General features: G+C 51.4%; 1 protein-coding gene. It reads left to right on the top strand.

All coding sequences use genetic code 11. The annotated features are described in order from the left end of the window. Window positions 1-706: 706 nt before the first annotated feature. Complete coding sequence (locus tag KOR42_RS26220; protein WP_146512745.1) at window positions 707-1,093, top strand: hypothetical protein; 387 nt, start codon at window positions 707-709, stop codon at window positions 1,091-1,093. Window positions 1,094-1,580 lie beyond the last annotated feature (487 nt).

Here is a 1,580-nt window from a genome sequence, read left to right on the forward strand (position 1 = left end):
CAGCTTCTGCAACACCTCAGCCAGCGACTTTCCTGCCGCCAACATCGCTTGCCCCTCCTGCAACAGCTTCACAATCTGCTCAGGCTTACGTCGTCGTCGCTTCGTCATCAAAGTCTCCTCGAACCAAAATCGGTCGGTTGACTCTCATAACATCTGGATCAGAAAATGGGGAGCACGCCAAAGGTTAACGGCGTTGGGTGTGTCCCCGGCTCGACGACTCGCGGCTGCGGACAGTTGAGCTTCGCGAAGTTCATCAACTGCATGAAAACAGGCTCGATCTTCGCATCAACCACGATGTGAGTTTAGAAATCTCTGCACGAACCAACAGGATCACATCAGTTGAAAACTGGTCCAAAGCGTGCAGCAAGACAATAAAAGCGGACTAATAGCGGTTTCTATTGCCCACAACCCATTTATAAGTTGAATATTGAATCACTTCCCACTAACTTCCATAAACAACGAGTCGATGCGGGCAAAGTTTAGACTTCGTTTACGAACAGCATAAGCGCCAATATAACGTTGACGAATGTACAGTAGTGCGTGCCGAATCGCACGTTCGTAGACGTCGCGAATTTTTAAGTCGAGTGAAACAAGGGCTTTTGGTGCATCGCCATGAGCCCTTGTTTTCTTTCCAGAATAGTTTCCAGGTGGTGTCAGACGGCATCCCCGAAAACAAGTTTAACTGAATTGAGCAGGAAGAGTCCCAATGGCTAAGAAGAAAGCATCTCAGGGAGCGTTTGTCATGTCGGCCGAAATGCGAAAGGTCGTCAGCGAAAACCCCGAGATCAAAGGCAAAGACGCAATCGCACTTCTCAAGAAACGATTCCCCGGCGAGAAGATTAACGAGAACTCCGCAAACGTTGCGTTCTCAAACGCACGCAAGGCCATCGGCGTTTCCGGAAAAACTTCCGCACCCGCTGCCTCCAGCACTCCAACTCGACGACCAGCACCTGCGAAAACGCAGGCCCCTAAAGCACAAACCGGCAACTTCAACGTCCTCGAAGCTGCCAAGGAACTCGTCGAAGCTGCTGGCGATTCGCAGACTGCAATCGAAGCACTGAAGCAGCTCGACAAACTGCAGGTCGGAAAATAAAGAACCGCTCAAGACGGCTTTCGCACCGCTCTATGAGCAATTAAAACGAAAGCCGCGACAAACAAGTTCAAGCGAGTGCTCCGGTCAGAGCAATATGCTCGAGGCCAATCTCATGGTCTCCCGGCACTCGCCTGTACTCGTTACTATCTTTGAGAAGACGGGACTCTCACGCAGGTGATTCACTGCACGCTATCCCTTGAGATTCACCGCCGTAAACCCTTCTTCAAAACGCGGCGATCAGTGTGTCCTTGTATCCTCCGCCGGTGCCCGCATCCCTCTTCATCTCCCCTGCCCCATCAGCCGCCGACATTGCACTGAGCAATATTTCTCAGTGATGCATGAGAAGTGGCCTTCTCACTTAGAGCCTATCCGGAATCCTCTTCATGCTGTAAGTCGGTATTTGAACGGAGCTTGGTTGGGTGAAGGAGCTAAGCGGCGGAGCATGCGACCAATGGAAGCCACATAGATCATGGCTTCGCTCGATTTG

Source organism: Thalassoglobus neptunius (assembly GCF_007859735.1).
In the GTDB taxonomy this organism is placed as follows: Bacteria; Planctomycetota; Planctomycetia; order Planctomycetales; family Planctomycetaceae; genus Thalassoglobus; species Thalassoglobus neptunius.

Bases quoted from the DNA above. Each gene is read 5' to 3' on its own strand.
- KOR42_RS26220 (WP_146512745.1), top strand. From the start codon at position 707: ATGGCTAAGAAGAAAGCATCTCAGGGAGCGTTTGTCATGTCGGCCGAA.